The 25,735-nt window shown below is 40.8% G+C and carries 23 protein-coding genes; 9 read left to right on the plus strand and 14 right to left on the minus strand.

Annotation, left to right across the window (positions count from 1 at the left end; translation table 11 throughout):
- Positions 1-19 precede the first annotated feature (19 nt).
- Both tadA and bioB read right to left on the minus strand, forming a co-directional pair.
- Positions 20-751 carry a tRNA adenosine(34) deaminase TadA gene (gene tadA / locus H3T75_RS04330; RefSeq protein WP_198211129.1) on the minus strand — a complete coding sequence of 244 codons (732 nt, stop codon included), beginning with the start codon at positions 749-751 and terminating at the stop codon, positions 20-22.
- A 128-nt stretch (positions 752-879) separates the two neighbouring features.
- Positions 880-1,929, minus strand: coding sequence for a biotin synthase BioB (gene bioB / locus H3T75_RS04335; RefSeq protein ID WP_084586142.1), 1,050 nt, complete (start codon positions 1,927-1,929; stop codon positions 880-882).
- A 190-nt stretch (positions 1,930-2,119) separates the two neighbouring features.
- Here bioB and H3T75_RS04340 point away from each other — a divergent pair, with 190 nt between their 5' ends.
- Positions 2,120-2,848, plus strand: coding sequence for an SDR family NAD(P)-dependent oxidoreductase (locus H3T75_RS04340; protein WP_198211130.1), 729 nt, complete (start codon positions 2,120-2,122; stop codon positions 2,846-2,848).
- Positions 2,849-2,883: 35 nt separating this feature from the next.
- On the plus strand, positions 2,884-3,975 hold the full coding sequence (trmA, locus tag H3T75_RS04345; protein ID WP_110414213.1) for a tRNA (uridine(54)-C5)-methyltransferase TrmA: 1,092 nt from the start codon (positions 2,884-2,886) through the stop codon (positions 3,973-3,975).
- 91 nt (positions 3,976-4,066) lie between these two features.
- On the opposite strand, the gene aspS is transcribed toward trmA, so the two are convergent.
- Both aspS and H3T75_RS04355 read right to left on the minus strand, forming a co-directional pair.
- Entirely contained in the window at positions 4,067-5,875 is a 1,809-nt protein-coding gene (aspS, locus tag H3T75_RS04350) for an aspartate--tRNA ligase (protein WP_198211280.1), read from the minus strand.
- Positions 5,876-5,946: 71 nt separating this feature from the next.
- A complete protein-coding gene (locus tag H3T75_RS04355) occupies positions 5,947-6,663 on the minus strand; it encodes a DUF502 domain-containing protein (protein ID WP_025330720.1) in 717 nt (238 codons plus the stop codon).
- Between the two features lie 430 nt (positions 6,664-7,093).
- Here H3T75_RS04355 and H3T75_RS04360 point away from each other — a divergent pair, with 430 nt between their 5' ends.
- Both H3T75_RS04360 and H3T75_RS04365 read left to right on the plus strand, forming a co-directional pair.
- Positions 7,094-9,361, plus strand: coding sequence for a DNA internalization-related competence protein ComEC/Rec2 (locus H3T75_RS04360; protein ID WP_198211131.1), 2,268 nt, complete (start codon positions 7,094-7,096; stop codon positions 9,359-9,361).
- A 70-nt stretch (positions 9,362-9,431) separates the two neighbouring features.
- Entirely contained in the window at positions 9,432-9,872 is a 441-nt protein-coding gene (locus H3T75_RS04365) for a hypothetical protein (protein WP_180296353.1), read from the plus strand.
- A gap of 64 nt (positions 9,873-9,936) precedes the next feature.
- On the opposite strand, the gene lolA is transcribed toward H3T75_RS04365, so the two are convergent.
- Complete coding sequence (gene lolA / locus H3T75_RS04370) at positions 9,937-10,551, minus strand: outer membrane lipoprotein chaperone LolA (RefSeq protein WP_025330717.1); 615 nt, start codon at positions 10,549-10,551, stop codon at positions 9,937-9,939.
- Positions 10,552-10,836: 285 nt separating this feature from the next.
- Entirely contained in the window at positions 10,837-11,250 is a 414-nt protein-coding gene (locus H3T75_RS04375; RefSeq protein ID WP_078475601.1) for a DUF1090 domain-containing protein, read from the minus strand.
- A gap of 153 nt (positions 11,251-11,403) precedes the next feature.
- Here H3T75_RS04375 and H3T75_RS04380 point away from each other — a divergent pair, with 153 nt between their 5' ends.
- Positions 11,404-12,255 (plus strand): ferritin-like domain-containing protein, encoded by an 852-nt coding sequence (locus H3T75_RS04380; RefSeq protein WP_198211132.1) that lies wholly within the window; start codon positions 11,404-11,406, stop codon positions 12,253-12,255.
- 43 nt (positions 12,256-12,298) lie between these two features.
- On the opposite strand, the gene H3T75_RS04385 is transcribed toward H3T75_RS04380, so the two are convergent.
- From H3T75_RS04385 to H3T75_RS04415, 7 genes are all read right to left on the minus strand, one after another.
- Positions 12,299-13,186: a metal ABC transporter substrate-binding protein gene (locus H3T75_RS04385; RefSeq protein WP_198211133.1), complete on the minus strand. Its 888-nt coding sequence runs from the start codon at positions 13,184-13,186 to the stop codon at positions 12,299-12,301.
- A 36-nt stretch (positions 13,187-13,222) separates the two neighbouring features.
- A complete protein-coding gene (locus tag H3T75_RS04390; protein WP_037394901.1) occupies positions 13,223-14,098 on the minus strand; it encodes a metal ABC transporter permease in 876 nt (291 codons plus the stop codon).
- Between the two features lie 5 nt (positions 14,099-14,103).
- On the minus strand, positions 14,104-14,832 hold the full coding sequence (locus H3T75_RS04395) for a metal ABC transporter ATP-binding protein (RefSeq protein ID WP_099048801.1): 729 nt from the start codon (positions 14,830-14,832) through the stop codon (positions 14,104-14,106).
- Positions 14,833-15,047: 215 nt separating this feature from the next.
- The gene (gene mnmC / locus H3T75_RS04400) at positions 15,048-16,628 is read right to left on the minus strand and encodes an FAD-dependent 5-carboxymethylaminomethyl-2-thiouridine(34) oxidoreductase MnmC (RefSeq protein WP_198211134.1); all 1,581 of its coding nucleotides are present in this window, start codon (positions 16,626-16,628) and stop codon (positions 15,048-15,050) included.
- On the minus strand, positions 16,625-18,754 hold the full coding sequence (locus H3T75_RS04405) for an AsmA family protein (protein WP_198211135.1): 2,130 nt from the start codon (positions 18,752-18,754) through the stop codon (positions 16,625-16,627). Before H3T75_RS04405 ends, mnmC begins: the two co-directional genes overlap by 4 nt.
- Positions 18,755-19,019: 265 nt before the next feature.
- Positions 19,020-19,475, minus strand: coding sequence for a copper chaperone PCu(A)C (locus H3T75_RS04410; protein ID WP_179300429.1), 456 nt, complete (start codon positions 19,473-19,475; stop codon positions 19,020-19,022).
- A gap of 79 nt (positions 19,476-19,554) precedes the next feature.
- Positions 19,555-20,346 carry an inositol monophosphatase family protein gene (locus H3T75_RS04415; RefSeq protein ID WP_174830123.1) on the minus strand — a complete coding sequence of 264 codons (792 nt, stop codon included), beginning with the start codon at positions 20,344-20,346 and terminating at the stop codon, positions 19,555-19,557.
- A gap of 204 nt (positions 20,347-20,550) precedes the next feature.
- On the opposite strand from H3T75_RS04415, the gene H3T75_RS04420 reads away from it, so the two are divergent.
- The 4 genes from H3T75_RS04420 to clpP all read left to right on the plus strand — a co-directional run bounded on the left by H3T75_RS04420 (position 20,551) and on the right by clpP (position 24,489).
- Positions 20,551-21,384 carry an RNA methyltransferase gene (locus H3T75_RS04420; RefSeq protein WP_232335785.1) on the plus strand — a complete coding sequence of 278 codons (834 nt, stop codon included), beginning with the start codon at positions 20,551-20,553 and terminating at the stop codon, positions 21,382-21,384.
- Positions 21,385-21,428: 44 nt separating this feature from the next.
- Entirely contained in the window at positions 21,429-22,295 is an 867-nt protein-coding gene (locus H3T75_RS04425) for a DUF1853 family protein (RefSeq protein ID WP_198211136.1), read from the plus strand.
- A 174-nt stretch (positions 22,296-22,469) separates the two neighbouring features.
- Positions 22,470-23,789, plus strand: a complete 1,320-nt coding sequence (tig, locus tag H3T75_RS04430) for a trigger factor (RefSeq protein WP_198211137.1) — start codon at positions 22,470-22,472, stop codon at positions 23,787-23,789.
- An 88-nt stretch (positions 23,790-23,877) separates the two neighbouring features.
- Positions 23,878-24,489: an ATP-dependent Clp endopeptidase proteolytic subunit ClpP gene (gene clpP, locus H3T75_RS04435; RefSeq protein ID WP_025330704.1), complete on the plus strand. Its 612-nt coding sequence runs from the start codon at positions 23,878-23,880 to the stop codon at positions 24,487-24,489.
- A 139-nt stretch (positions 24,490-24,628) separates the two neighbouring features.
- Here the strand turns inward: clpP and rodA are convergent, their stop codons facing one another.
- Positions 24,629-25,735 (minus strand): rod shape-determining protein RodA, encoded by a 1,107-nt coding sequence (rodA, locus tag H3T75_RS04440; RefSeq protein WP_041880167.1) that lies wholly within the window; start codon positions 25,733-25,735, stop codon positions 24,629-24,631.

The raw sequence follows: 25,735 nt of genomic DNA on the forward strand, positions 1-25,735 counted from the left end.
TGATTGCAGCAGCATTGGTTTATACCTGGCTGCGCTTGCGCCGAAAAAAATCCTGTAATAATTGGGTAGATTCATTAGCCAGAACACCACCAATGATTGCAGTGTGTTTATTTAACTGTTGATTAGTAAATAAATTAATCACACTGCCGGCTGCCCCGGTTTTTGTTTCACTAGCTCCATAAATTACTCTTCTGATTCGTGCTTGTATTAATGCGCTTGCACACATAGCGCACGGTTCGAGAGTAATATAAACATCACAATTTTCCAGACGGTAATTTCCCAATGCTTTACTGGCTGCCGTTAATGCCTGAATTTCTGCATGATGGCTAATATTGCAATCAGCGATACAGCGATTGTAGCCATAACCAACCAAGGTGTTTTCACAGACTACAACAGCGCCAACCGGCACTTCATTCAGTATAGAAGCCTGTTGCGCTGCACCCAGAGCCTGATGCATCCATTGCTGCATAACTTTTTCAGATGGAAAGACAGCTACTGGCGGATGCAGTTTAAGCTGCTTGCGCCAGTAATCTTTTTCTTCAGATGTAAACGACTGAACTGAGCGATCTTCTACTAGAGCAATAAATTGCCACAAAAGACTGTCTGTACAGCCTGTACTCATACTTTTAAATTGTAAAAACGCAGTTAACGCTCCGCGAAGATGTAAATCTTCTAAGCAATGTATATTAAGTTGTTTAAGAATAGCTATGGTTTTAGGTGCCAGCGGAGGCGTTGTTAACGGCGTGCTCATAAGTAAAGTGCAAATTTATTGTATTGTATCTTACTATAAATACAGGTTTGTGCCATTTGGAATTTTTATGTAATAAATAATAGAATTATCACTCTACTGTACAAACGTGTTTAAACAACACTGAGTTACTAAGCTTCGTTAATATTACCAGACATATTATTTTGTGTTTGCTCGGAAATTGCCTGTACAATAGCTGCCCGGTGTATCTCATCACTATAATCCTCACATTGTTCGGGACTTATACCCAATTTAATAAATAAAGCATTATCTTTTTCAACTTGAGGATTGGATGTTGTAAGCAATTTATCTCCATAAAATATAGAGTTTGCTCCTGCTAAAAAAGCCAGTGCCTGCATTTGCTCATTCATTTGTTCACGCCCTGCGGATAATCGTACATGTGATTTAGGCATCATAATACGGGCCACTGCAAGCATTCTGATGAAATCAAACGGTTCAATATCCTGTTCATTCGCTAAAGGTGTACCTTTAACCTTGACCAGATTATTGATGGGAACACTTTCCGGATGTTCATCTAAATTAGCCAGTTGAATTAATAAACTGGCTCTGTCTTTTAAAGATTCACCCATTCCAAGAATTCCGCCTGAGCAAATTTTAATGCCTGCTTCTCGGACATAAGCCAATGTTTGCAAACGCTCCGCATAGGTACGGGTGGTAATGATGTTTCCGTAAAATTCGGGTGAAGTATCTAAATTATGATTATAGAAATCTAATCCGGCCTCAGATAACGCATGAGCCTGATCCTGTGATAATTTGCCCAAAGTCATACAGGTTTCCATGCCCAGTGCTTTAACACCTTTTACCATCTCCAGAACATACGGCATATCTCTGGCAGTGGGATGCTTCCAGGCAGCACCCATACAGAAACGTGTTGAACCGATTGCTTTTGCAGCCTTGGCTTTTTCAATTACCTTTTGAACTTCAAGTAATTTTTCTTTTTCCAGACCGGTATCATAATGAACTGATTGCGGACAATATTTACAGTCTTCCGGACAAGCACCGGTTTTTATGGATAGTAAAGTTGATACTTGCACTTTATTGGCATCAAAAAATTGTCGGTGTATTGTTTGTGCTTTAAATATCAGATCATTAAATGGCAGTTGAAATAATTTGATAACCTCTGGTAGTGACCAATCATGACGAATAATACTTAACGACATAAAAGTTTCCTTTAAATAACAGGCATAAAATTTACATTGCATGATAATACTTAACTTAATAAAGTCAATCTCTCCGTAAATCAAGTTTATATTTAAACAAATTAAAATCTGATTTTTTTACTGCATAAGTAAAGTGTATGATTACTATCTGGCTAGAAACTCAGATAATTTTTGAAAAAGGGAATTTAATATGCAATGTTGTGTAATTATTACTGGTCATAGCCGGGGTTTGGGACGGGCTCTCACAGAATATTACCTGACCAAAGAAGTCAAAGTTGTCGGTCTATCACGGCATGGCTGGGATAATCCGCCGGAAAAATTACTGGAATATTCAATTGATTTTTCTGATGCTGATGCTATGGCGACATTAATCCGGTCAGCCAGCTGGCAAAGTGGTCTTGAAAATAAAAATGAAATTATTCTGATAAACAACGCTGGTATGGTAGAGCCGAATTCAATAATAGGCCAGCAGGATTGTGATGCAATTATTAAAGCGGTAACCGTAAATGCTACTGCACCATTACTATTAACTAATGCGGTGATTGCCGCTGCTCCGAAAGCTGAAATTCGCATTGCACATATCAGTAGTGGTGCCGGACGGCATCCGGTAGCAGGCTGGAGCGTATATGGAGCTACTAAGGCGGCACTGGATCAGCATGCAGCAGTAGTAGCGGCTGAACAACATCCGCATATACGTATTGCCAGTATTGCTCCCGGCGTTGTTGATACCAATATGCAGCAAAATATCCGTTCTGCCGATGCTGATAAATTTCCCCTGGTACAAAATTTTATTGGCTTAAAGGATAAAAATCAGTTGCAAAGTGCTGAAGATACTGCAAAAAGAATTGCGGATATGATTGCTGCAGATGATTATGGCCGGCAAATTCTGCGCGATGTACGGGAGCAGAACGGGGTTTGATATAATAAGCCCTTTTTGCTTTGGCTGATAACTATATGACCGGCATTACTTACCAGCAACAATTATCTGATAAACAGCACTATCTGGAGCAACTATTTGCAGACTGTGCTTTTCCGCCAATACAGATTTTCACTTCTCCGGCTTCTCATTACCGGATGCGTGCGGAATTTCGTATCTGGCATGAAGGAGATAGATGTAGTTATGCTATGTTTACCCCGGGAGAAAAAGCCAGTTCCGGTAATGTATGTAAAATACGTGATTTTGCCATAGCTCATGAAAATATTAACTCATTGATGCCAGTTTTACTGAGCAAAATACAGGCCAGTGAAGAGTTAAAAGCACGCTTATTTCAAGTTGAATTTTTAACAACGCTGGCAGACGATACGCTGGTTACTCTGATTTATCATAAAAAACTGGATGATGTCTGGGCTCAGTCGGCGAAATTGCTGACTAGTGAACTGAACATTCAGATCTTGGGACGCAGCCGTGGGCAGAAGGTAGTTCTGGAACGCGATTATGTTATTGAACGCTTAAAAGTTCATAATGAAATCTTTGAGTATAAACAGTTTGAAGGTGGTTTTACTCAGCCGAATGCAGAAGTTTGTCAGTCAATGCTGGGTTGGGCTGTTGATGTTGCTCAATCGATCAATGGCGGAGATCTACTGGAGCTTTATTGTGGCAATGGTAATTTTACTTTGCCGCTGTCCCGCCAATTTCACAAAGTTCTGGCTACAGAAGTATCAAAAACTTCTGTACAGGCAGCGCATTGGAATATTGAAAATAATCATATCAATAATATTGCATTAGCCCGACTTTCAGCAGAAGAATTTACAGAAGCATTTACAGGCATCCGAACTTTCCGGCGATTGGCCAGCGAGCAGATTAATCTGGCTGATTATCAGTTCAGTACGGTTTTTGTGGACCCTCCGAGAGCCGGTATTGATCATGACACTCTTAAGTTGTTACAGAAATTTGATAACATTATTTATGTATCCTGTAATCCGGTCACTTTGCACGAAAATCTGCAAACATTATTAGCTACTCATAGCGTTAAACAGGCCGCCATGTTTGATCAGTTTCCTTTCACACCGCATATTGAATCTGGTGTCTGGCTAAAGAGACGCTGATTAAATTTAATTTATAAATAGTACTTTGCCTAAATGATAAAAAAACTGCCTGATAAATTTTATCAGGCAGTTTTTTTATCAAAAGAATAAATTAATTTTTCTCTTCAGTCTGAACTTTTTGACGTAAACGCAGGCCAAGCTCACGCAATTGTTTTTCGTCAACATGATTTGGTGCATCTACCAGTAAATCCTGCGAACGCTGAGTTTTCGGGAATGCGATAACATCACGAATTGAATCAGCACCAGCCATCAGGGTTACCAGTCGGTCCAGACCAAACGCCAGACCTCCATGCGGAGGAGCACCGAATTTCAGGTTGTTCAGCAGAAAACCGAATTTATTCTGTTGCTCTTCCAGAGTGATTTTCAGTGCAGCAAATACTTTCTCTTGAATATCTGCACGATGAATACGAATAGAGCCTCCACCGATTTCCCAGCCATTTAGCACCATATCATAAGCACGGGCAATACATTGATCCGGTGCAGATACCAGTAAATCCTCATGACCGGCCTTAGGTGCAGTAAAAGGATGATGCATAGCAGACCAGCGATGTTCTTCTTCATCATATTCGAACATCGGGAAATCAACTACCCATAATGGACGCCATTCGTCAGCAAAATAGCCGTTAGCAACACCATGCTCGTGACCAATTTTAACGCGCAGCGCGCCAATAGCTTCATTAACCACTTTGGCTTTATCAGCACCGAAGAAAATGATATCGCCATTTTGTGCACCGGTTTTCTCAATAATAGACTGTAAAGCACGATCAGAAAGGAATTTAACAATCGGAGATTGCAAACCGCTATCTTCTGTATTATTTACTTTGCTAATGTCATTTACTTTGATATACGCCAAACCTTTTGCACCATAGATACCAACAAATTCTGTATAGGTATCTATTTCCTTGCGGCTCAGGCTAGCACCATTAGGGACACGTAAGGCAACAACACGGCCGTTTTTCATATCGGCGGCCGCACGAAATACTTTAAACTCTTCCGTTTTCATCAAATCGGTTAATTCGGTAAATTGCAGATTTACACGCAAATCCGGTTTATCCGAACCATACAGGAACATAGCCTCATGCCAGCTCATGCGCGGGAAAACAGGTAGGTCTACAGCCAGCGCTTCCTGAAAAACCAGCTTAACCATGTTTTCAGTGATATCCATGATTTCGTTTTCACTTAAAAACGAAGTTTCAAGGTCTATCTGAGTAAATTCCGGCTGACGGTCAGCACGCAGGTCTTCATCACGGAAACATTTTACAATCTGGTAATAGCGGTCAAATCCTGCCACCATCAGTAGCTGTTTGAATAGCTGCGGAGACTGCGGTAACGCAAAGAATTCACCCGGAAATACACGGCTGGGTACCAGATAGTCCCGTGCACCTTCCGGAGTAGAGCGGGTTAACATCGGTGTTTCGATGTCTATAAATCCCTGACTGTCCAGATAGCGGCGAACAGCCATAGCAACACGATAGCGCAGTCGCAGATTATTTTGCATTACCGGACGGCGCAAATCGATTACGCGGTTAGTCAGACGTACATTTTCACTGATGCATTCATCATCAATTAAAAATGGCGGGGTGGCAGCAGTATTGAGTATGTCAATTTCTTTGGCTAATAGTTCAATACCGCCGGAAATCATTTTATCGTTTTTGGTACCTTCAGGACGGGCACGTACACGACCGGTAATACTCAGTACATATTCGTTACGGGCAGAGTCAGCCAGGGTAAAAGCTTCAGGTGTATCCGGGTCAATCACTACCTGTACGATACCTTCCCGGTCGCGCAGGTCAATGAATATTACACCGCCGTGATCGCGGCGGCGATGTACCCAGCCTTTTACGGTAACAGTCTGGTCGAGATATTGCTCATTAATTAAGCCACAATAGTTGGTTCGCATTTTGATGCCTTTGTTACTATGATTACGGTTAATTGTGTCATTCAGGAATATCATTTCCGGCCAATCATGCATTAATGCGGTTTGGCTGGTTTGTGTAAAGAAAAAATAGCCTGTAATGACTGGTTGTGTGGTGGTTCATCCGGCTGCACCATACCCAGTGAAATAACATATTTCAGTGCATCATCCACGCTCATATCAATTTCGCGGACATCTTTACTGTTAACCATAATATAGTAACCACCTGTCGGATTAGGTGTAGTGGGCACATATACTGAAATATAATTATCTGACGAAGCTTCTTCAGAATGGTGCGGTAAAGCGGATGCTAGTTTATCCGGTATGTGACCTGATACGAATCCAATAGTCCAGATATCTGGCTGAGGAAAGGGTACCAGTACGGGTGTTTTAAACGACTGCCGGGAATCTGACAATAGAGATTCAGAAACTTTTTTGACTCCGGAATAAATACTTTTTACGACAGGAATGCGCCCCCACAACGCATCCCAGGCAGCGAATATTCTGCGTCCGAGCATATTTGCTGCCAGTAAACCAGTGAAAAATACAACAATGATAGCAAACAGTAAGCCTAAACCATGAATCTTGAATCCCAATATTGCCTGTGGCTGCCAGTGAGCAGGCAGAATGTTGACAAGCTGATCTGCCATGCCAATGATATAGCTGATTACCCAGATTGTTACAATAATAGGTAACCATACCAGCACGCCAGTGAGCATGTATTTCTTTAATGATTTTTTCAGTTTTCCGCCCTCGGCAGGCTGTTGTGCCATAGTGTGATTAAGTCCTTTTAATTAAAGCCGGCTTAAAATTATCAAACTTTATATTATACCCATATTTATTTGTTTTCACAGCGGCATTACTGAGATTAATTAAATTTAATTCAACAGTACAGATACTGAAAATTCAGATTGGCAAAATAACTGTATATTTTCAAAATAACATATTGGAATTTCATCTTATCCGGATTTAATAATTTTAATAGGACTGAATTAAACCCGTTAATCGAGTATTAAATTTTTCATCTGCCTGATTTAATTTTATGCATGATTATCTGTCCTGTTATTATCATCTCAGATTTCTATAAATCTAGTATTAAAAGCTTTACGGCCAAAAAATTACAATAACATTTTTAAATTATTCAGTATAATGTGGTTATGATAATTACAAATAAATATTTATCTGAAATTAACAGCAGCTTGTATGTCAAAAACTCTCGTAGTCAGTGGATGGTTACCGTGGTGGGTAGTGGGTGTTTGCGGTTCTTATCTGCTGCCATCACCAGCGATTTTACCGTGGATATATGCTTTTTTTATTTTGTTAGTCTTCGCATTTTTTACGCGCTGGCAGGTTTTTTTGTTTGGTTGTGCTTTATGCGCCGGAATAATATTTGCATTATGGCGCACGGATAATTTATTACAAAATCAATGGCCACTTACTGATAAAGCAAGTGTGCAAAATATTACGCTTACTGTAAGCGATATCCCGCAATATGAACAGCAACGCAGTCGTTTTGTGGCACAGGTTAAATTACCTGATGGCCGGCAACAGCAATGGCTACTGACTGATTATTCAAAACAACAATGGCCGGCTGGCAGCCGATGGCAAATAAAAGCAAAAGTGCGAGCTATAATCGGTGAAGCTAATAAGGTTGGTTTCAATCGTGAAGCATGGGCACTGGCTAATCATATCAGCGCTCAGGCTACAGTGGTAAAAGGTCAGCGAAAAGCACTTCCGGCTGCGTCCGGCTGGAAAGAAAAGCTCACAAGCTGGCGTGTCTGGTGTGGTACCCGATGGCAGACACAATCTCAGATATACCCGCAGGGGGTAGCATTAATAAAAGCACTTACTGTTGGCGAACAGTCTGCTTTACCGGCTGAGGCATGGCAGGTATTCCGTCCTTTGGGTTTAAATCATCTGGTCAGCATTTCTGGCTTACATGTAGGGATGTTAGCCATGCTGGCCGCGTGGCTGTGCAGCAAATGCTTACAATATCTCCCTTTTCAAATTTCACAACCATGGATACTGACACGCGGTGCAGCGGTAATTACTGCGATTGTATACAGTGCTCTGGCCGGATTTGCCGTGCCGACCCAGCGAAGTATGCTGATGATTATCATTCTGGCGCTGACGTGGCGGCGGGGGTATTTGCGAGCATTTCAAATTTGGTGGCTGACGATAGCACTTGTATTGCTGTTTGACCCTCTGGCCGTTCTTAGTGTTGGTTTCTGGCTTTCTTTTTTGTTAGTTGCTGTTCTGATGTGGGCAGGAGAAGGTGTAAATCATACAATTAAATTGTTTCAGTTAGTGCAGGCACAGTGGGCTGCCGGACTTGCTTCAGTTGTATTGGTAGCTTTCTGTTTTGGTTCGGTACCTGTCATGTCGCCATTGGTAAATGCTCTGGCCATTCCTTGGTTCACACTGGTTCTGGTACCAATAGCATTATTATCAATGATTGTTCCGTTAGATTTCTTGCGTACTTTTGCTGCATATCTTACCGAAAAAACTATGCAGATACTGTACACAATAGCCGAATATGCGCCGGAATATTATCCCGCACATGCACCATTGGCTATGTGGTTACTGGCGATGATGTCTGTTTTAATTATGTTGCTGCCCCGAGGCTGGCATCTGCGTCCGCTATGCCTGCTAATTTTATTGTTAATGCTTAGTTACCGGCCTCCACGTCCCGCTCAGGGTGAAGCATTAGTTAGAGTATGGGACGTCGGGCAAGGTCTGGCTGTAAGCATTAGTACGGCCGGGCATGAATTATTATTTGATACGGGTACAGCATATGCTGCGCAATCGGTGTTATTACCTAATTTACGCGCAGCCGGTATCAGGCAACTTGATACGCTAGTACTCTCACATAATGATGCTGATCATGACGGGGGTGCTGTACTGATTAAAAAGCAGCTGCAACCTAAAAAAATCATCGCCGGACAAATCAGTGCATATCAGTATCCTGTCCACCCATGTACAGCCGGAGCTAACTGGCAGTGGGACAATGTCTGGTTTGAATTTCTTAATCAGCCAGTAGCAACTAATAAAAAAGGAAAAAATGATTATAGCTGTGTTTTAAGGGTAGTCAGTGCTGATAAAGCCGTGTTGATAACCGGCGATTTAGGTAAAAAAGGCGAGCAGGCCTTGCTAAAAGCTTATGGAGATAAATTATTTAGCCAGATTTTAGTTTTAGGTCATCATGGCAGCCGTTATTCAAGTGAGGCTGCTTTTATCCAAACAGTTGCCCCTCAATATGCCGTGGCCAGTGCAGGCTATGCAAATCCTTACGGTCATCCGCATATTCAGGTGCAAGCGTTGCTGGCACAAGAAAATATTAGTCTTTTACGAACAGACCGGATGGGAGGAATACAGGCAACGTTATCAGAACGAAATTTGAGCTGGCAGCCATTACAGGTTTATAAACCATACTGGCAACGAAAACCGATAAAACAAACATCAAGGCTATAACAATTAAATGCCATAATGTCCTGGTGTATAATTATAAGGATCTGAAAGTAATCGGATAAAAGGAATCTGTATGTATTGGCGGAAAATTTGCTATTTAGGCATAGTCGTTTTAGCATTGGCTGCTTGTGCTACACCTGAGCAAAAAGCTGCCCGTCAGGCCGAGCGTGCAGCAGCAGAAAAGGCTGCACAGCAAAAACTGCAGCTGGATCTGGCTGCACAGTGTGATACCCGTACTGCTGAATTAATGCGGGAACAAATGCAAAACCCGACATTTTTATCTGATCCTGCCAATGCCAAATTAGCAGAAGAATACCGGCAAAGAGTTAATTTGCCTATTTTTCAGAGTTGTTACAAGCTGGCATGGAATAATTATATTAACAAAATTAAATTGCAGCAGGCGCAGAACTGGGCAATGCAGCGCAGATGGGATGATGATATGGACTGGATGATGTTCCGTCCGCGCTGGTGCCGGGGTGTTCATAACGGACGCTCATACGTTTATCGTTGCTGACATCAAATTAATAAGCAATATAAAACAGGCAGGTACAGGCTGCCTGTTATGCTATTAGTCTATTTTACTGGCTTAATACATCTACACCTTTGGGCGGTGTAAATTTGAACTGATTGCGATTAAACTGCGGATGAGTATTAAGCTGACTGAAAGTAATATTGGTCAGATTACCAAAACTGTCTTTCAGCTGCATATTGGCCAGATTGTCACCACGAAAACCAATACGAATATTCTGATAGCCTGTATCGCTTCGTTTTGGAATGGCCCGAACATAATCAATGCCATTACTGCTGCCATCATCTGACAAGGTATAATTGGCATTCAACGCTAATTTATTCGAAAGAATAGCTGCCGGAGAATCGCCAATGGTCTGATTCTGAGAGCGCTTGGTTACCTGAGCTAAGTCCTGATCATATAACCAGACAGTTTTACCATCACCAACAATAGTTTGCTTATATGGCTGTGTATATTCCCAGCGGAAAAGTCCCGGGCGCTGAATGGAAAATGTTCCTGAAGTAGTTTGAGTACGCTTTTTACTGTGAACAGTCTGACTAAACTGACCGGAAATACCATCTGTATCGGAATTGAATTTTTGCAGAGTATCAAGACCTCCGGCATAGGCCAGAGTTAAATTGACAGTCATAAAGCCGGTTAGTATTGCTTTACTCAAAATTCGCATTAATTACTCCTTTGATGAACTACTAAAGGATATTTTAGCTGCTCCTGAACAAAGATGAAACTAAATTAAGCTATTAATCTCTGTTTGTATAATTACAAAATAAATGAATAATGACAGTAGTCTTAACAAATAAGGAATTTGAAAATATCTGGCGAATATATCAATCAATGATGGTATAGGGATTTCTTATTAGTTTACATAAAATTTCTAAGAATTTTCAGAAAATAAATTTGCTAATGAAAAAGCCTTAAGTGAAAAGCTCTTTCATCAGCAATATTGGTGCATTTAATGTTTAGCAGCCTGCTCAAAACGGGCTAAATTCTGTTTAGCCTGTTGAAGCTTTGATGTATTTTCGTTTAATTTATTTTGTAATTCAGCAGTTTTTTCTGTATCTCCTTTAGCCTGAGCCTTGGCTAGTTTACGCTGTGTTTCACTGATTTTGCTGTCTAATTTATTAATTTTCTGAGTGTATTTTTGTCGTAAATCATCATTTGAGCAATTTTGAATGATGTCTGCTTTTTGTGCATTCAGCCGGTTAATTTGCTTTTGATTATGGTTAGCCTGTGCATATTGCAATTGTTTTTCAATCTGTTGCTGTTTTTCTTTACAGGTTTGCCAATTATGATCAGCTAGTGCAGGAATGGAAACTGCTAAAGTCAAAGTTAAAAGAACAGCTTTTGTTGTGCGTGAATAATACATTTTAATCCTTTTATATATTAATAAATTGATATTGTAATTCATAATAGCTGATTAAAACCATTAAATTGTTAAATCATATTAAATCGCGGTTTATTTAACAGCGACAGGACATGTATACTCAATCATAATTTTGCCATAACGTAACTTCTATATATGTCTATTGTCTTATTACTCGAATCTGCTTTGTTAAGTTGCCAGCCTGAGGAAAAATGTACGCTAAGTTTAACTGCACAGCAACTGTGCTCAGATACACCTGCGAATAGTCTGAGAAGGAATGAAACAGGTGAAATAAAAGATTTTCGTCTGGCCGGACATCCACCGAAACCTGAGTTAGTGCCTCCCTCCAGAGTTACAAACAGAAATTTAACTACTATAGAAGGTTATGCAGCTTTGTTGCATGCAGTTTGTCATATTGAATTTAATGCAATCAATCTGGCTTTAGACGCAGCCTACCGATTCAGATTATTACCGGAAGAGTTCACACGTGACTGGGTACGGATTGCTGCTGAAGAAGCAAAACACTTTCAGCTTATGCGTCAGCGTTTGCAAGCAACCGGATATGATTATGGTGATTTTTCTGCTCATAATCATTTATGGGATATGGCTTATAAGACTGCATTTGATCCATTACTGCGTATGGCTTTAGTACCCAGAGTACTGGAAGCACGAGGGTTGGATGTAACACCGGGAATGCGTAAGAAAATTGCTCAAAAAGGGGATGATGAAACTTGTGCTGTATTGGATATTATCTATCGGGAAGAAGTAGGGCATGTACGTGCGGGAAATTACTGGTATCAGTATTTATGTAAACAGCGCGGACTAGAGCCACTGACATTATTTCGTCGCTTACTCAGTCGTTATGATTTATTTATTTTTCGCGGCTATGTTAATCTGGAAGCACGGGAACAAGCTGGTTTTTCCAGTTTTGAACTGGAAATGCTGGAAAATTTTGAGCAAAACCGCCAGACAGATATACATAACTGGCGGCAAGCTTTACAAAATTAAAAACAGCATATAGCCAGCTCTGACTATATGCTTATCTGTAAATTTATTTCATCGCACTGCATAAAGCATTTACATTATAACGGAACATATCAATGTATGTAGCTGCCGGAGCACCTTTGCTCAGTGCATCAGAATAAAGACGACCGGATATTTTGGTTTGAGTCTCGCTGGCAATACGCTGAACCATCTTCGGATTTTTTATGTTTTCCATAAATATAGCTTTAATATGATCGCGCCGGATCTGGCTGATAATAGCGGCAACCTGACGGGCAGAAGGCTCTGCTTCGGTGCTCATACCTTGTGGCGCAATAAAATCAATCCGGTAACGTTTTGCCATATAACCGAAAGCATCATGTCCGGTTAACACTTTTCGTTTTTCTGCTGGCACTGCATTAAACATTTTGCTTGCCCAGTTATTCAATCCGGCAAGTTGTTGCTGATATGCAGTCAGACGCTGCTGATAATAGGCCTTACCTGGCGGATCCACACTAATCAGAGCATTAGCAATGTTGCGTGCATATATTTGCATGAGAACAGGGTCATTCCAGACATGCGGATCGGTATGCTGATGATGTCCGTGACCATCATCAGCCAGCATTAACGGTTTAATGTTCTGAGTAACAGTAAACATCGGTACTCGGCTTTGCTGAGCAGCACGTTGCAAAGCAAGAGGTTCAAGCCCCAGTCCATTAAGCAAAATCAGTTTAGCAGTACGCATGTCACGTAAATCTTTACTTACTAACTGATACATATGCGCATCCTGATCAGTACCAATCATGCTTCGTACCTGTACTCGTTCACCGCCGATTTGCCGTGTAACATCTCCCAGAATACTAAAGCTTGTGATTACCGGTAATGGTGCTGCATGAATTATGCTGGCAAAACCAGTCAGAAATAAAGTTAACAGACAGATAAACAGACCACGTTTCATCAACTAATATCCTAGAATGAGTTTACTGAAAATTTTTCAGGCAATATGATGACGGTGACGTTTATATAACCGCCATAAAATACCGTTTTCACAACCAATAAATAAAGACAGAATATAAACAAAACCACAGCACAAAATAATTGCCGGACCTGAAGGCAGATCTATATAGTAAGAAAGCAGTAATCCGATAAATCCGCAAACTATGGCAATACCGGCAGCAATGGTCATCATACCGCCCATTGTTTTATGCCATAGCCTTGCGCTGATAGCCGGTAACATCATCAAGCCTACAGACATCAAGGTACCTAAAGCCTGAAAACCAGCTACCAGATTCAAAACGACAAGTATTAAAAAGATAATATGCCAGAGTGTCCCTTTTCCGTTTACGGCACGCAGAAACAGCGGATCGATACTTTCCAGCATCAGCGGCCGGTAAATAACAGCCAGTACCAGCATGGTTATACTGCTGACTATTGCAACCAAAGTTAAGGCTGCGTGATCAACCGATAAAATTGAGCCGAATAATAAATTCAGTAAATCGACGCTATTACCGCCACGACTGACCAATACCACGCCTAAAGCCAGACAGGTAAGAAAAAAAGCAGCAAAGCTGGCATCTTCACGTACATCGGCAAAGCGGCTGGCCAGACCGGCCAGTAATGCCATCAGTAAACCGGCAATAAAGCCGCCTAAACTCATTGCGGGCAGACTGAGACCGGCAATCATATAACCAGCCGCAGCACCCGGCAAAATGGCATGACCTAAAGCATCACCAACCAGACTCATGCGGCGCATCATCAGAAAAACCCCTACCGGTGCCGTCCCCAAAGCAAGAAATACAATAGAGCAGAGTGCATAACGCATAAAATCATATTCAGCAAAAGGTTCTGTAAGTAAATGGACAATATTCATCAGTTTTACCTGTCACACCACTGGTTTTGTTCATATTGCTGCATAGCTGCCGCTGCCTTTTGCAGATTATTTTCTGTTATTACTTTATCTGTTTTGCCTGCTGCAATTTTTTCACGGGCAATTAATAGCGTATTGGGGAAATAGGCTTGTACCTGTTCATAATCGTGCAAAACGGTAATAACAGTACATTTTTGTTGCTGCTGATATGTCTTGAGTATATCCAGTAAAGCAAATGTGGTTGACGCATCGACAGCATTAAATGGTTCATCCAGTAATAATACACTTGCATTCTGAATCAGCATACGCGCCAGCAATATGCGTTGAAACTGGCCGTTGGAAAGCTGGGCAATACTGCGGTCTTTATATTGCAACATCCCTACCTGATTAAGTACATTAAAAATTCGCTGATACATGGCTTTAGATATACTGGCAAAAAAACCGGTTTCATACCATAAACCCATTGCTACCAGTTCAAATACACTCATCGGCTGGCTACGATCAATATCCGACTGCTGAGGCAGATAAGCAATATCGGAACGCTGCAATTTTCCCCAGCTGATTTGCCCGCTATCAGGGCGAACAAGATGCATAATGGCTTTAAGCAAAGTTGATTTACCCGCTCCGTTCGGACCAAATATAGCCCACATCTCATTCATATTAAAATCAATATTGATATGATGAATAGCCGGTCGATGTCTGTAGCTCACAGTAACATTTTCAAGCTGAATACTCATGATCCGCACACCGCCCATGCATACATTAACCAGAGTAAAACCAGAATCAGGCTTACCCATGACAGACGTTTTATTGCTCCGCAAAGCAAGAGTGAAAACATACTGAGCCTTTAATAACCAATCTTAATCAAGAATGTTACTATATAACATTACATAAATGATACCCTATAACATTACATAAATGATACCCTATAACATTATATATATGCAAAATGTTACTTAGTCTGTTCAGCAAATGCGAATGATTGGTGATGAGTTAGCATCCTGATGGGTAAACGATTAGGATGTAAAGCCTGTTGTAAGCGTACCGATAAAGGAGAGGGCAAACCAAGAATAGATGCAGCTATAGCTTCAGCGCATAGCGGAGCAGTAATCAATCCACGGCTGCCATGAGCGGTATTGATAAATGCTCCCGGCAGCCATGGACAGGGCTGGGTAAGCGGGTAGTTTTTATCCATACGTAACTGCGCATAATACTTGAACATAGCAGATGTATCGCCAATTGGTCCGACAACCGGTAAATGATCATAAGCATCACAGCGTATGGCTGCATGTCCCTGCAATGGGTTATCAGAATCTAAGTTAGCTGCAAGATGCGGCATCCATTGGCGTAATTGCTGCCAGTTTTCTTTTTCGTCTTCACTGGTTAAATCATCATTGGTTTGATTGGGATGAAAGGTAGCACCAAAACACAATTTATCACGCCATTGCGGGGTAATATAACTATTTGCACTCAATGCGCAGTGCGGCTGCACAGCCTCCTGTTTTATACTGGCTGTAGTCGTCTGACCGCGTATTTTATGAAATGGCCATCCGGCTACCGGATACAAAAAATTACTTTCGGCACCGGCACAAATGACAATATGTGATGCATTAAGTGAAAATACCTCAAGCTGATTCTGACAATCTATCTGCCATAAATCCTTTTGCCGGCAAATGGCATTTACTTTCGTTGTTGTTAATACCTGAATCAGCGGGTGCCTGAGCATATTCTGAATCCAGCTGAGAGGATTAATTGCTGCGCCATAAGGCCACCATAAACCACTATGCGGCAAATCTATACCGGCAATCTGACTGGCTTCTTCCTGTGTAACAGCATGAAATAATTTACTTTGCGGATTTTGATTAGCCAACAGCATATTACGTTGCTGTTCTTTTGAATTGTAATTCAGATGGATAACACCACAATCCAGCCAACCCTGACCGGCAGGCAAACAGTTGCTGAGCAGTGCCCGGCTGTAGCCATAGCCAGCTAGTAGTAGCTCAGTCTGAACCGTAGCATGGGCAGAAATTTTTGCGTATAACAGACCAAGATGGTTGCCTGAGGCTGCGCTGGCAATTGTATGCTGTTCTATAACTGTTACTGCTATACCACGCTTTGCCAGAGCAAAGGCAGTGGCAGCGCCGGCAATACCTGCGCCAATCACCACAACGGATTTAACCGGTAATAAATCCGGCAAGGTAAGCCATGGTTTATATCTGAATTCAGAATAAACGGGCGTCGTACTTGTACAGACTATACCGGGATTAAACTGAACCCATTGTTCATATACATGCGGCTGAATAAAAGTAAATTTTCCTGCATGACGAAATGGATAACTAAATACCGGCTGGTGCTGCCAGAATATCCTGGCTTCAACCCAGAGCTGTACAATAATCTGGCCGGCATGTGATTGTGCAGTTAAAGATTCTGGCCAGTTTTGTGCAATTATTATGATTTCTGCCTGCTCATCACTACCAATCTTCTCAGCCAGTTCATCTGGCTTCGGCCACCCGTGGAAAGTATAAACGCTCATGGCTGACGAGCAGAGGTATGAGTTTCAGAAGAAGAACTGGCTCCCTGATTAAGCCATAACCATTGCTGCTGTAATGTTTGCCGCAAACTGTCCTGTTTTTGTTGTGAAGTGTGTAAACCAGCAGTCAGTTTCTGATAATCAATAGTAAAGGAAGGGCGGCTAAAAGTGCCATTAATGCGTAATGGCAGTAAATTTTGCTGCTGGGCACGCCGGGTAGCAATCAGCACATTATAATCCATTTGCTGCTGTAACCATTTAACACTACCCACACCTTTAATATCAAAGTTATCAGCATGCAATTCTATTCGTCCGTTTTTACTATTACCCTTCTCCACCGGAATAAACAGCTTAATAATACGGAATGGTGTTTGGCTGGTTTCATTGTAAGCAACGGTAGTCTGATTTTCACCGTTTTGCAGAATATTATTGATATCGATCCCATTCCAGAAACCCTGATGGATTTGTAATTTAGCATTACCAGTCAGAGTCGACAGCCATTGATTACGGTTAATTCCATTACCATGTAACTCAAAATCAGCATCTGCAGTTCCATCAAGGTTATGCCAGCCAAATGTATCCTGAAGAAAAGATTTAATCTGCACATTATTTACATGTTGCTGAATTTTCCAGCTCAAAGGATTGGCATTACTAATCTGTAACATTCCCTGAGTGTTTCCGCCATACATCTGAATACTGAATGGTTGCAGTGTAAAATTATGCGCATCGATTGAAAGATTGGTTTTCAGCTGATTCAGCTGCACTTTATGCGTCTGCAAAGAATCAATATTAAGCAGGGTATTAACAGAACGGTTCTTAAACCAGTTTTGCCACAACTTTTGCCAGTCAGACGGAAGTATACCGGTAGTATTATCTGTATACGGGCGCAGATTTAGCTGAACAAGATGAATATTTCCATTCACTTTTCCTGAATTTTTATCACTTTGGTAATTTAAATTAATATCCACAGGCTGATTATCGAATAGACCTTGTAATACTAACTGTGCATTTCCGTTGTCATCTCCATGAAGGCTGCCAGTTAGATCACTGATAAACCGCGAATTGGGCAGAGCATTAACAGCATCCTGATGGCTGTTAACCGATAAATTACTAATTTTCCAATGTCGCATATCCAGCCAGTTTAACTGACCACTCACGGTTAAAGCAGTTTGATATAAATGACTTTGCCAGCCGCTATCAATCTGAAATTGTGATAAAGACCATTGATTCTGTATCCAGCTAGTATTACTGGCTGATAAAGTTGCATTAATCTCATTATCACCAATTTGTGCTGTAGCCACACCGTTCAATTGAGGTAATAAGAGTTTAGCCCAACCAAGTTGCCAGTTCTGGCCATTACCTGAAATATGCAACTGATTATGCTGACTGTGCCATTGCCATTGGACAGCAGTTGTCTGAAAAAGCTGCTGCTGAGGCAGCCAGCGTGCATCAAAATGCCATTGGCCATTACTATCGCCCAAAGAAGGTAGTTTAGTTTTTACTTCCAGATTGACATCCTGCCATTGCATAACCGCATCAGGACGGTAAACAGCACTTAGTTGACATTGCATAGTCTGCATGTATTGGCCGCTGAGCGTCCCATCCAGTTTAAGCAAACTGTTATTACCAAGATTATGCCATTGTAAATTTAGCTGATTAATTTTCTGAATATTTTGTCCGTCATTGATACGGAAGCTGGCATTTTCCAAAATAAAGCGATTAATTTTCAATTGATTATTTTTATGTTGTTGTTCCCATAAATCGCTCAGATTCCATTGCCCCTGACTATCTCTAACAAGATTAACGTGTGCATTTGTAAGCTGTAATTTTTCAATTGTCATGCGACCGAACAAGCTTTGCCACCCTAAACCAATTTTCATATCATCAATATGAATATCGTCTGCTTTGCTGAATTTATTTTTAATACGTACATTGTGCAAAGTAACTGTCGGGCGTGGAAACATAGCACGGTTTATATCCTGGTCAAAAACAACCTGATGGCCACTATTTGCCATCATGGCATTTGCCCGTTTATTAATTTCTTCTGCATTAAATAAATAATGCAAAACGGCTATATCAATGGCCAGCAAAAGGATAATGCTCAGGCAGCTGAATACGATCAGCTTCAACCAAAATTTGCCTGAATGCAATAAGGAAATCATATTGAATTAAAATTGGATTATTCTCAAAAACTTTGTTCTGATTTATCATCAGAACAAAGAAACAAAATATATTTTTATATAAAACAAATTCAATCAATAAAATAAAAATATCCTACTGATTAAATTAGAAGCCAACAATCAGCTTAGTCAATTAAGTAAACGAATCTATTGAAAGACCAGAGATTGTAAGATAAAGATAAATGCCAGCCTGTTTAACAGACTGGCTGCAAATCTAATGATGCATATGATGATTATCTGAACTAGAAGAACCGACACTGACAGGAACATTAAGCATTAACGGTTTGGCATAACGAAAAGTTAAACGCACCGGAATTGTTGTCCCTTTTACTAAGGGCTTTTTTAAGCCCATTAACATAATATGCATTTTCCCCGGTTGAAGCTGGGTCACCTTACCGGCAGGTAAGGGCAAACCTTGCGGTAAAGGGCGCATTTTCATAACGCCATCTACTTCGGTTGTTTCATGCACTTCACCAGACATTGCCACCGGGCTGGATACACTCAGTAAAACATCATCTTTACCTGAATGATTATCCAAATCCATAAATACACCACTGGAAGACATTCCCGGCACACTGAACCGTGCCCATGCATGATTAGCAGCAATACCTTGTGCCAATACCAAACCTGCATATGAAGCCAATAAAGTCGAAAACAAAATTTTTTTCATAATTATCATCTTTATAAAAGCAGATATAAAATTTGTTGTACCCGAATGACCTTAACCGGAGCAATTTGCCATAAAAACATTATACAGCTAAATGCGGAGCAATAATTTGTAAAAGCTGGGCAAGAATTTTGGGATTTGCAGCAACAATATCCCCGCTATCCAGCCAAGTTTGTTCACCATGCATATCAGTAACAATACCGCCAGCTTCCTGCACAATCAGAGCACCACCGGCAATATCCCAGGGTTTCAGGTTAAACTCAAAATATCCGTCAACTCGGCCACAGGCAACATTACATAAATCCAGAGCAGCAGAACCTTCTCTGCGACCACCGGCTGTTTTAGCCAGTACGTCTTTTAAAATTGCCAGATAGGTATCCATCATGCTTTGGTCAACAACTGGAAAACCTGTGGCTATCAGGCTGCGCAATAAATCACTTCGATTGCTAACCCGTATACGCTTATCATTAAGCAAAGCGCCTTGACCTCGGCTGGCAACATATAAATCATTCTGTTCCGGTGCATAAACCAGTGCTTCGGCTAAAGTACCTTTATGCAGCAAAGCCATAGAAATAGCGTACTGTTTATGTCCGTGTAAATAATTGGTTGTACCGTCCAGCGGATCAATAATCCATTGATATTCCGCATTAGTATTACCTAAATGACCAGCCTCTTCACTCAAAACAGCATGATGAGGATAGACTTCCTGAATAGTGTTAACAATAATATGCTCAGCCTCGCGGTCTACATCTGAAACAAAATCATTAGCAGCTTTATTATCAATTTTAATGTTGTTTAAATTGCTGCTGGCACGATGCATCATTTGGCCGGCTTTGCGTGCTGCTTTCCACGCAGTAGTTAATATAGGATTCATGCTAATTCTCGAGATAGGGCTTAAAAGCTAAAACAGATATACAATGGGTATTTTAAAGAACAAATGCCGCATAGAAACACTGCGGCAATATAAACAGAATATTGCCAATTATACGACAAAAAGTGTTTTTGCCAAAATTATGCTCTCGTAGCAGATTGAGAGGCCTGATTTTGCTATAATACGCAGAATTTCTGCATTCAGCAGATGTCTGTATTAATCACTGATATGAATAAACCTGTTCTACCGGATTTTCTCAACAACATTACTATTGTACTTAGCCGAACCAGTCATCCTGCCAATATCGGATCTGCAGCAAGAGCCATGAAAACAATGGGTTTAACCAGACTTACTCTTGTTGCACCGAATTTGATGCAGACGCCAATGACATCTGACCCTGCTAAGTTCGATTATGCCAATCCAGCTGCATTTGTATTACCTGAAGAAAGCTTTATCCTGGCCTCAGGTGCTCGTGATGTACTGGAAAATGCACGGATTGTCGCTACACTGGATGATGCTCTTGCAGATACTACTTTATCTTGCGCCTTAACCAGCCGGCGGCGTGAGTTGTCCGCTCCGCTACATACCCCGCGGGAAATCATGCCCTCATTAATTTCGGCAGCCGGTACAGGTCAGCAAATAGCACTGGTATTTGGAAATGAAACTTTTGGATTAAGTATAGATGAAGTTCAAAGTTGCAATCGTCTGATTACTATTAATGGTAATCCGGATTATTTTTCTCTTAATCTGGCCCAGGCGGTGCAAATTATATGTTATGAATTGTTCAGCCATGTTGATATCAGTATGACACATCTAAAACAAGAACAGAATCTGGCTACTCATCAGCAAACAAGCGGTATGGTAGAACATTTACAACAGGTAATGAATTTGGCCGGCTTCTTTAACCGGCGCAATGAAAAAAGGCTGATGCGACGCATGGCTGCAATGTTCGACCGTGCACAATTAAGCACAGAAGATATCGATGTCTTGCGCGGATTCTACAATACTGTTAGTCAGCAATTACAAAAAAATCAAAATTAGTATTATATTGTAAATATTTGTCTGCAAAAGAAAAGGGTGCCAGTATGAATTATTCTTCAGATCCGATTTGGTGGCGTTTAAAAAAAACGATCGTACGCGATCTGGCCAGCCTGTTAACGGCACCACCTCCATGGATATCGTCTGTCGAGATACCAGTTTCAGTATTATTGGGAGATGAAGGATTCCGATTTTTACTTTCTCTGGATGAGCAGCCTGAAAGCCTGTATTTATTTCTGAAAAAACATGGCGGATATCAGAGCCGCTTGGGCATTTATGCAGAACGTTTACTCAGGTATTGGTTTTTACATGCTCCGCACAGCAGACTGATTGCACATAATGTGCAGGTTCAGCATAATCAGCAAACATTGGGGGCTTTCGATTTTATCGTACAGTTAAACGAAAGTATTTACCATCTGGAGTTAGCAACTAAATATTATGGCAGCCGGTCAAATCAACCTGAAAACTTTACCGGTCTGAATCCGACTGATCAGCTTATTAATAAAATACATAAAATCCAGCAGCAACTCAGGTTAAGCACGGAGCCCGAAGCTAAAAATATCCTGAAAGATTTATCTTTGGAGCATGAGCAATTGCAACATGCCAGCATTATTCGCGGTATGCTGTTTATACTTGAACCGCAGCAACAATTGCCAGCACCATTAAATTCTTTGAGCTGGCAAGGTAATTATGTAGAAAACTGGGATGAATTTAAATGCTCAGAAAATAGTCGTTTTTACGTACTTGACCATTTATCTTTTCTGTCTCCTGCACGCATCAGTAGTAATGCTATAGTTACCTTCAATCAGATTAAGCAAATCCGCCAGGGTATGGTTGCAGTGGTTGAAAAGCGTGCAGATGGCTGCTGGCATGAAGTGCAGCGTATAATGAAAACAAATTGTAAAAACAACTAAACATGAACAGCAGTAAGTGTTTTTATCACTACATAGGTTTTTATAAGGGCTTATGGTACACTTGCCATTTAATTTTTGTCTGCATGAGTAAATGCCCGTGTGCGTACAGCCCAAAAGCAGTAGCTTAAGACAAATGAAACCAAAATCAGATCAACTGACATCTAAGGGTTTACGATGAGCGTAACAGTAGAAAAATTAGATAATTTAGAGCGTAAAATCATTTTGGCTCTGAACTGGGAAGACATCAGAGCAAAAGTCAACGCACGCATGAAAGTAGCACAGAAACGTGCCCGTGTTGATGGCTTTCGTCCCGGTAAAGCACCGCTGAGAATAATCGACTCTATGTACGGCTATGGTATTCGTGATGAAGTACTGAACGAAATGACCCATAAAGCGTTTGAAGATACCATTGTAGCTGAAAAACTAAAAGTTGCTGGTCTGAAAAGCCTGACTGCTTTGGAAGATGCCGATCAGGATGATGAAAAAGTTTATAAAATTGCCGTAGTATTTGAAGAATTTCCAGAAATCAAAGTCGGTGATTTAAGTAATCAGGAAGTAACGAAGTTCAGCACTGAAATCGGTGATGCAGAAATAGATAAAACTGTTGATATTCTGCGCCAGCAGCGTACCCGTTTTAATCATGTTGAACGAGAGGCACGTGAAGGCGATCGGGTTATTATTGATTTTGCCGGCAAAATTGACGGTGAAGCCTTTGCTGGCGGTACTGCTGAAAATTATCCGTTTATGCTGGGCAAAGGCCAGATGCTGCTGGATTTTGAAGCAGGTATTGCTGGCATGAAAGAAGATGATGTAAAAGAAGTTGCCGTTACTTTTCCGGAAGATTACCAAAGCAAAGAGCTGGCAGGAAAAACTGCAAATTTCACTATTACTCTGAAAAACGTTTCTGAAGCAGTTCTGCCCGAAGTAAATGAAGAATTTGCCAAGTCACTTGGTATTGAAGATGGTGATGTCGAAAAAATGCGTGCTGAAATCAAAAAAAATGTCAGCCGTGAAGTAAACCGTCGCGTTAGCGAAATGACTAAAGACAGTGCAATTAATGCATTACTGGCTGCAACGCCGATTGAAGTACCTTCCTCACTGATTACAGAAGAAGCTAAAAGCATGGCAGCAAGAATGAAAGAAAATTTTGCTGCTCAAGGTATGGATCAGAAAGATCTGGAATTACCTCTGAACATGTTTAACGAACAGGCTAGTCGTCGTGTTGCCATCAGCCTGATTATGGGTGAATTGGTTCGCGAAGAAAAGCTTGAGCCAACAGAAGAGCAGGTGCGTAACGTTATTAACGAATTTGCTGATAGCTATGAAGATCCGCAGGAAGTTATCGACTGGTACTACAGCGACAGAAAAAATCTTCAGGCACCTACTTCATTAGCCATTGAGCAGAATGTAGTTGATTATGTATTAGGCAAAGCAAAAGTGACTGATAAAGTACTGACTTTTGATGAAGTGATGGGTCAGCAGGCCCAAGCCTGAATGTAAAATACATAATCTGATATGAATGACCAAGCACCAAAGTAGTAGTAAAGCTGCTTAGGTGCTTTTATTTCAACTGAGGAAAAATATGTCACATATTGAAAATCTGGGTCTGGTACCTATGGTAGTAGAGCAGAGCGGCCGCGGAGAACGTGCATACGACATTTATTCACGCCTGCTTAAAGAGCGCATTATTTTTATGGTAGGACCGGTTACCGATGAAACTGCCAATCTGGTGGTTGCCCAGTTATTATTTCTGGAAAGTGAAAATCCTGACAAGGATATTTCTCTTTACATTAATTCTCCGGGTGGCTCAGTTACAGCAGGCATGTCAATTTTTGATACGATGAATTTTATTAAGCCTGATGTAGCAACTTTGTGTCTGGGACAGGCTGCCAGTATGGGTGCTTTTTTACTTTCTGCAGGGGCTAAAGGTAAACGCTTTGCTCTGCCTAATAGTCGCGTTATGATTCACCAGCCGCTTATAAGTGGCGGATTAGGTGGTCAGGCCTCAGACATTGAAATCCACGCACGTGAGTTACTTAAACTAAAAAAACAATTAAACGAGCACCTTGCCCGTCATACCGGACAAAAGCTTGAACAGATTGAAAAAGATACCGATCGTGATAATTTCATGTCAGCTGAAGAAGCTAAAAAATATGGTTTGATAGATGAAGTACTAGTTCACAGACCTAAATAAAATTTTAAGAAGCATATAATTAGATAGTATATCTAATACATTAGAAAACGAAACCTTCAAACAAGGTTTCGTTTTTCATTATTGTACTTATGACATGTAAGCTAACAATATTTTTTATCTTAAACAAATAAATAAAATATTATTGTTTACGCTGATTACTTATACCCATCAGCATGGCTAAAATTACCATTACCGATAACGTAGCTGTACCACCATAGCTTACCAATGGCAAAGGCACTCCTACCACAGGTAAAATCCCACTAACCATACCCATATTTACAAATGCATAGCAAAAAAGGGTCATGGTTAATGCTCCAGCCAGTGTTCGGCAATATAAGGTTGGTGCTTTAAAGGTTATATAAAGGCCGCGCACGAGAATAAATGTATATACGGTTACCAGTAAAATATTTCCTATCAGGCCAAACTCTTCGCCAAACACTGCAAAAATAAAGTCAGTAGTTGATTCAGGAATATAATCTAAATGAGTTTGCGAACCTTCTAACCATCCTTTGCCCCATATTCCGCCAGAACCAATTGCTGTCATGGATTGGAGAATATGATATCCGGCACCCAGCCGGTCTTTAGTCGGATCCAGTAAAGTCAATACACGCATACGCTGATAATCATGCATACCGTAATTCCAGATCAATGGCAGCATGGCAACGAAACCAATAATTGCTGAAATGATGACTTTCCACGGTAAACCGGCAAAAAATATCACAAACAGACCTGAAGCCATAATCAGAGTAGCAGTCCCCAAGTCCGGCTGTTTTAAAATCAGTGCTACCGGAATGAATATCAGTACAAAAGCAATAATATAATGATACCAGCGAATATTACTTTCATTTTTCTGAAAGTACCACGCAATCAGCATCGGTACGGCAATTTTCATAATTTCTGACGGCTGAATACGAGCTACACCAACATTCAGCCATCGTGTAGAACCATTTACCGTAATTCCGGCAAAATGTACCCCAATCAATAGCAAAATCCCCAAACAATATGCAGGTAAAGCAAAATTACTTAATATCTGAGGAGGAGTACGCGCAATAACCCATAGTAAAATAAAACTTAGAATAGTATGCAGGGTCTTATTTTCAAGCTGACCAAAATCCTGACCATCGGCAGAATAAAGCAAAAACAAACTCATTACATAAATAATCAACATGGCATAAAAAAGCCATACATCCATCGGTGCCCAAAGTTTGATCCAGAGACGTTTAAACCATTTTTGTTCATTGATCAT

The organism is Snodgrassella sp. W8135 (assembly GCF_016101225.1).
GTDB lineage: Bacteria > Pseudomonadota > Gammaproteobacteria > Burkholderiales > Neisseriaceae > Snodgrassella > Snodgrassella alvi.

Coding starts and splice junctions, on each gene's coding strand:
- trmA (WP_110414213.1), top strand. CDS start 2,884: ATGACCGGCATTACTTACCAGCAACAATTATCTGATAAACAGCACTAT.
- H3T75_RS04415 (WP_174830123.1), bottom strand. CDS start 20,346: ATGAATCCTATATTAACTACTGCGTGGAAAGCAGCACGCAAAGCCGGC.
- rodA (WP_041880167.1), bottom strand. CDS start 25,735: ATGATCAATGAACAAAAATGGTTTAAACGTCTCTGGATCAAACTTTGG.
- H3T75_RS04420 (WP_232335785.1), top strand. CDS start 20,551: ATGTCTGTATTAATCACTGATATGAATAAACCTGTTCTACCGGATTTT.
- H3T75_RS04395 (WP_099048801.1), bottom strand. CDS start 14,832: ATGAGTATTCAGCTTGAAAATGTTACTGTGAGCTACAGACATCGACCG.
- H3T75_RS04390 (WP_037394901.1), bottom strand. CDS start 14,098: ATGAATATTGTCCATTTACTTACAGAACCTTTTGCTGAATATGATTTT.
- H3T75_RS04385 (WP_198211133.1), bottom strand. CDS start 13,186: ATGAAACGTGGTCTGTTTATCTGTCTGTTAACTTTATTTCTGACTGGT.
- H3T75_RS04425 (WP_198211136.1), top strand. CDS start 21,429: ATGAATTATTCTTCAGATCCGATTTGGTGGCGTTTAAAAAAAACGATC.
- H3T75_RS04375 (WP_078475601.1), bottom strand. CDS start 11,250: ATGTATTATTCACGCACAACAAAAGCTGTTCTTTTAACTTTGACTTTA.
- bioB (WP_084586142.1), bottom strand. CDS start 1,929: ATGTCGTTAAGTATTATTCGTCATGATTGGTCACTACCAGAGGTTATC.
- tig (WP_198211137.1), top strand. CDS start 22,470: ATGAGCGTAACAGTAGAAAAATTAGATAATTTAGAGCGTAAAATCATT.
- H3T75_RS04360 (WP_198211131.1), top strand. CDS start 7,094: ATGTCAAAAACTCTCGTAGTCAGTGGATGGTTACCGTGGTGGGTAGTG.
- H3T75_RS04380 (WP_198211132.1), top strand. CDS start 11,404: ATGTCTATTGTCTTATTACTCGAATCTGCTTTGTTAAGTTGCCAGCCT.
- clpP (WP_025330704.1), top strand. CDS start 23,878: ATGTCACATATTGAAAATCTGGGTCTGGTACCTATGGTAGTAGAGCAG.
- lolA (WP_025330717.1), bottom strand. CDS start 10,551: ATGCGAATTTTGAGTAAAGCAATACTAACCGGCTTTATGACTGTCAAT.
- H3T75_RS04365 (WP_180296353.1), top strand. CDS start 9,432: ATGTATTGGCGGAAAATTTGCTATTTAGGCATAGTCGTTTTAGCATTG.
- mnmC (WP_198211134.1), bottom strand. CDS start 16,628: ATGAGCGTTTATACTTTCCACGGGTGGCCGAAGCCAGATGAACTGGCT.
- H3T75_RS04340 (WP_198211130.1), top strand. CDS start 2,120: ATGCAATGTTGTGTAATTATTACTGGTCATAGCCGGGGTTTGGGACGG.
- aspS (WP_198211280.1), bottom strand. CDS start 5,875: ATGCGAACCAACTATTGTGGCTTAATTAATGAGCAATATCTCGACCAG.
- H3T75_RS04355 (WP_025330720.1), bottom strand. CDS start 6,663: ATGGCACAACAGCCTGCCGAGGGCGGAAAACTGAAAAAATCATTAAAG.
- H3T75_RS04410 (WP_179300429.1), bottom strand. CDS start 19,475: ATGAAAAAAATTTTGTTTTCGACTTTATTGGCTTCATATGCAGGTTTG.
- tadA (WP_198211129.1), bottom strand. CDS start 751: ATGAGCACGCCGTTAACAACGCCTCCGCTGGCACCTAAAACCATAGCT.